The 4380-nt window shown below is 68.5% G+C and carries 1 protein-coding gene; it reads right to left on the reverse strand.

Annotated features, from left to right (window positions below; translation table 11 throughout):
• Positions 1-4380, reverse strand: a 4380-nt coding sequence (locus JANGC3_RS30135) for a non-ribosomal peptide synthetase (RefSeq protein WP_017879295.1), incomplete at both ends; no start/stop codon positions are given.

Here is a 4380-nt window from a genome sequence, read left to right on the forward strand (position 1 = left end):
GCCGCCAGGGTCATGAACAGCGTCGCCCGCGCCTGCCGGCTGAGCGCGTGCAGGCCCGCCGTGGTCGCTTGCGAAATGACGAACGGCAGGCTGGCGCCGCGATAGCTTTGCGATGCCGGACGCGCACGGTCGGTCGGCAGCGTTAGCAGGGTCGGCGCGCCGCCCAGTTGGTTTTTCCAGTAGGACACTTGCTGTTCCAGCGCCTCGCCTTGCAGGTATTGCCGCTGCCACTGCGCGAAGTCGGCGTACTGGATCGCCAGTTCCGGCAGCGGCGACGCCTGCTGCTGCGAGTAGGCCGTGTACAGCGCGACCAGTTCGCGCACCAGGACGCCCAGCGACCAGCCGTCGGAGGCGATGTGGTGCATCGTCAGCAGTACAATATGTTGCTCCGGCTCCAGCCGGATCAGGCGGGCGCGCAGCAGCGCGCCGCCGTCCAGGTCGAACGGCGTTTGTGCCTCGTCCTGCGCCAGCCAGCCGGCCTTGGCCTCGCGTTCGGCGTGCGGCAGGCCGCTCAGGTCGGTGTGCGCCAGCGCGCAGGCGCGCGCGGCGGCAATGACTTGCCGCGGGTTGCCGTCGACGCTGGCGAAACGGGTACGCAACGCTTCGTGGCGCCGCACAATCTCGTTGAGGCTGCGCTGCAGCGCGTCGCCATCGAGGCTGCCGCTCAGACGCACCGCGGCGGGCACGTTGTAGACCGCGCCGCCGGACTCGAACTGGTCGAGGAACCACAGGCGTTGCTGGCCGAACGACAACGCCAGCGGGGCGTTCCGATTGGCCGGCGCGATGACGGGAACGCCGCCGGCGCCTTGTTCCTGGCGCGCTTGCACGATGCGTTGCGCCAGCGTTTCAATGGTGGTGGCGTCGAACAGCGCGCGCAGCGGCAGTTCCAGCTGGAAGGCGGCGCGCAGCTTCGACACCACTTGCGTGGCCAGCAGCGAATGGCCGCCGATATGGAAGAAGTGTTCATGCACGCCGATCTGTTCGTGCTCGCCGCGTTGCAATACCTCGGCCCAGATGCCGGCCAGGATTTCCTCCTCGGGCGTGCGCGGGCCGACATAGGCAAGCTCGTTGGAAGCCAGGTCCGGCGCCGGCAGCGCCTTGCGCTCGACCTTGCCGTTCGGCGTCAGCGGCATCCGCGGCAACAGCACGAAGTGCGCCGGAATCATATAGTCCGGCAAGGTGCGCGCCAGCGCGGCGCGCAGCCGCGCCGTGTCCGCCACGTCCGCCCCTGGCCTGTCCTCGTGCGCGACCAGATACGCCACCAGCCGCTGCTCGCCCGGCGCATCCTCGCGCGCCAGCACCACCGCTTCGCGCACGCCGTCTTGCGCCGTCAGCGCCGTTTCGATTTCGCCCAACTCGATGCGCAAGCCACGCAGCTTGACTTGGTGGTCGAGCCGGCCCAGGTACTCGATCTGCCCGTCGGGCAGGTAGCGCGCCAGGTCGCCCGACTTGTACAGCCGCGCGCCGGGCTGCGCGCTGAACGGGTGCGGAATGAATTGCGCGGCCGTCAGGTCGGGGCGGTTGAGGTAGCCGCGCGCCAGCCCGACGCCGCCGATGTGCAGCTCGCCCGCCACGCCGGCCGGCACCGGATTCAATTGCCGGTCCAGGATATAGATCTGGGTGTTGGCGATCGGCGCGCCGATGGGTACGCAGGCCAGTTCCGCATCGTCCCGGCAACGCCAGAACGTGACGTCGACCGAGGCTTCGGTCGGGCCGTACAGATTGTGCAGGGCGGCCTGGGGCAGTTGCGCCAGGCAACGCTGTTGCAAGGCCAGCGGCAAGGCTTGGCCGCTGCAAATGAGCAGGCGCAGGCTGCGGCAACGCGCCGCCTGCGTCGGCGTTGCCAGTGTTTGCAGGAACACGTCGAGCATCGGCGGTACGAAGTGCAGCGTCGTGACGCCTTGTGCCTCGATCAGTTCGGCCAGATAGGCCGGCTCCTGGTGTCCGCCCGGTTTCGCCACGACCAGCGTGGCACCATGGGCCAGCGGCCAGAAGAATTCCCAGACCGAGACGTCGAAACTGAATGGTGTCTTTTGCAAGACCCGGTCGGCCGCCGTCAAGGCGTAGGCTTCCTGCATCCATTGCAAGCGGTTGACGATACCGGCCTGGTCGATGCCGACGCCTTTCGGTTTGCCGGTCGAGCCGGAGGTGTAGATCACATAAGCGAGGTTGCGCGGCAGCGCGCGCGCCGGCGGATTCTCGGCCGGATAGGCGGCCAGCGCGGTGTCCTGGGTGTCGAGACAGAAAGCCGGGCCGGCATGCGCCAGGCGTTCCAGCACCCGCCGCTCGCCCAGCAGCACCACTGGAGCGGCGTCTTTCAGGATAGTGGCGAGGCGTTCGGTGGGATACCCCGGGTCCAGCGGCACATAGGCGCCGCCGGCTTTCAGGATCGCCAGCAAACCGGTCACCATGTCCAGCGAGCGCTCGGCGCAGATGCCCACCAGGCGGTCCGGGCCGACGCCCTGCTCGCGCAGGTAATGTGCCAGGCGGTTGGCGCGCCCGTTCAGTTCGGCATAACTGAGTTCCCGCCCTTCGAACGCCACGGCCACCCGGTCCGGCGTGCGCGCCGCCTGGGCTTCGACCATGCCGTGCAGCGTATCCTGGGGATAGACGCGCGCCGTGTCGTTCCAATCCACCAGCAACTGGCGCCGCTCGGCGTCCGGCAGCAGCGGCAGGTCGGCCACGCGCATGTCCGGCTCGGCCACCATCGCTTCCAGCAGGCGCGTCAAACGCCCCGCCATCCTGCCTATCGTCGCGGCGTCGAACAGGTCGGTGCTGTATTCGAACGCGCTCAGCAATTGCCCGCCCTCTTCCTGCACATTCCAGGTCAGGTCGAACTTGGCCGGCGCCTCCGCGGCTGGCAACGCTTCGAGGGTCAGGCCCGGCAGCGCCAGTCCGCTCAACGGTGCATTCTGCAACACCAGCATCACCTGGAACAGCGGCGCATGGCTGGCGTGGCGCTCGGGGTTCAAGGCCTCGACCAGTTGCTCGAACGGCAGGTCCTGGTGCGCGTACGCGCCCAGCGCGGTGGCGCGCACTTGTTGCAGCAAGTCGCTGAACGCGGCGTTGCCGTCAACCTGGGTGCGCAGCACCAGCGTGTTGACGAAGAAGCCGATCAGCGGCTCCAGTTCGGCCCGTTGGCGATTGGCGATCGGCGTGCCGATGCAGATGTCGCTTTGCCCGGCATGACGGGCCAGCAACACATTGAAGGCCGCCGCCAGGGTCATGAACAGCGTCGCCCGCGCCTGCCGGCTGAGCGCGTGCAGGCCCGCCGTGGTCGTTTGCGAAATGACGAACGGCAGGCTGGCGCCGCGATAGCTTTGCGATGCCGGACGTGCACGGTCGGTCGGCAGCGTTAGCAGGGTTGGCGCACCGCCCAGTTGGTTTTTCCAGTAGGACACTTGCTGTTCCAGCGCCTCGCCTTGCAGCCATTGCCGCTGCCACTGCGCGAAGTCGGCGTACTGGATTGCCAGTTCCGGCAGCGGCGACGCCCGCTGTTGCGAGTAGGCCGTGTACAGCGCGACCAGTTCGCGCACCAGGACGCCCAGCGACCAGCCGTCGGAGGCGATGTGGTGCATCGTCAGCAGCACAATATGTTGCGCCGGCTCCAGCCGGATCAGGCGGGCGCGCAGCAGCGCGCCGCCGTCCAGGTCGAACGGCGTTTGCGCCTCGTCCTGCGCCAGCCAGCGGGCCTTGGCTTCGCGTTCGGCGTGCGGCAGGCCGCTCAGGTCGGTGTGCGCCAGCGCGCAGGCGCCGGCGGCGGCGATGACTTGCCGCGGGGTGCCGTCGACGCTGGCGAAACGGGTGCGCAGCGCTTCGTGGCGCCGCACAATCTCGTTGAGGCTGCGTTCCAGCGCGTCGCCATCGAGGCTGCCGCTCAAGCGCACCGCGGCGGGCAGGTTGTAGAGCGCGCTGCCGGACTCGAACTGGTCGAGGAACCACAGGCGTTGCTGGCCGAACGACAACGCCAGCGGGGCGTTCCGATCGGCCGGCGCGATGGCGGGAACGCCGCCGGCGCCTTGTTCCCGGCGCGCTTGCACGATGCGTTGCGCCAGCGTTTCAATGGTGGTGGCGTCGAACAGCGCGCGCAGCGGTAGTTCCAGCTGGAAGGCGGCGCGCAGCTTGGCCATCACTTGCGTGGCCAGCAGCGAATGGCCGCCGATGTGGAAGAAGTGTTCGTGCACGCCGATCTGTTCATGCTCGCCGCGTTGCAATACCTCGGCCCAGATCCCGGCCAGGATTTCCTCTTCGGGCGTGCGCGGGCCGACATAGGCAAGCTCGCTGGAACCGAGGTCCGGCGCCGGCAGCGCCTTGCGCTCGACCTTGCCGTTCGGCGTCAGCGGCATCCGCGGCAACAGCACGAAGTGCGCCGGAATCATG

The organism is Janthinobacterium sp. CG3, from assembly GCF_000344615.1.
In the GTDB taxonomy this organism is placed as follows: domain Bacteria; phylum Pseudomonadota; class Gammaproteobacteria; order Burkholderiales; family Burkholderiaceae_D; genus Janthinobacterium.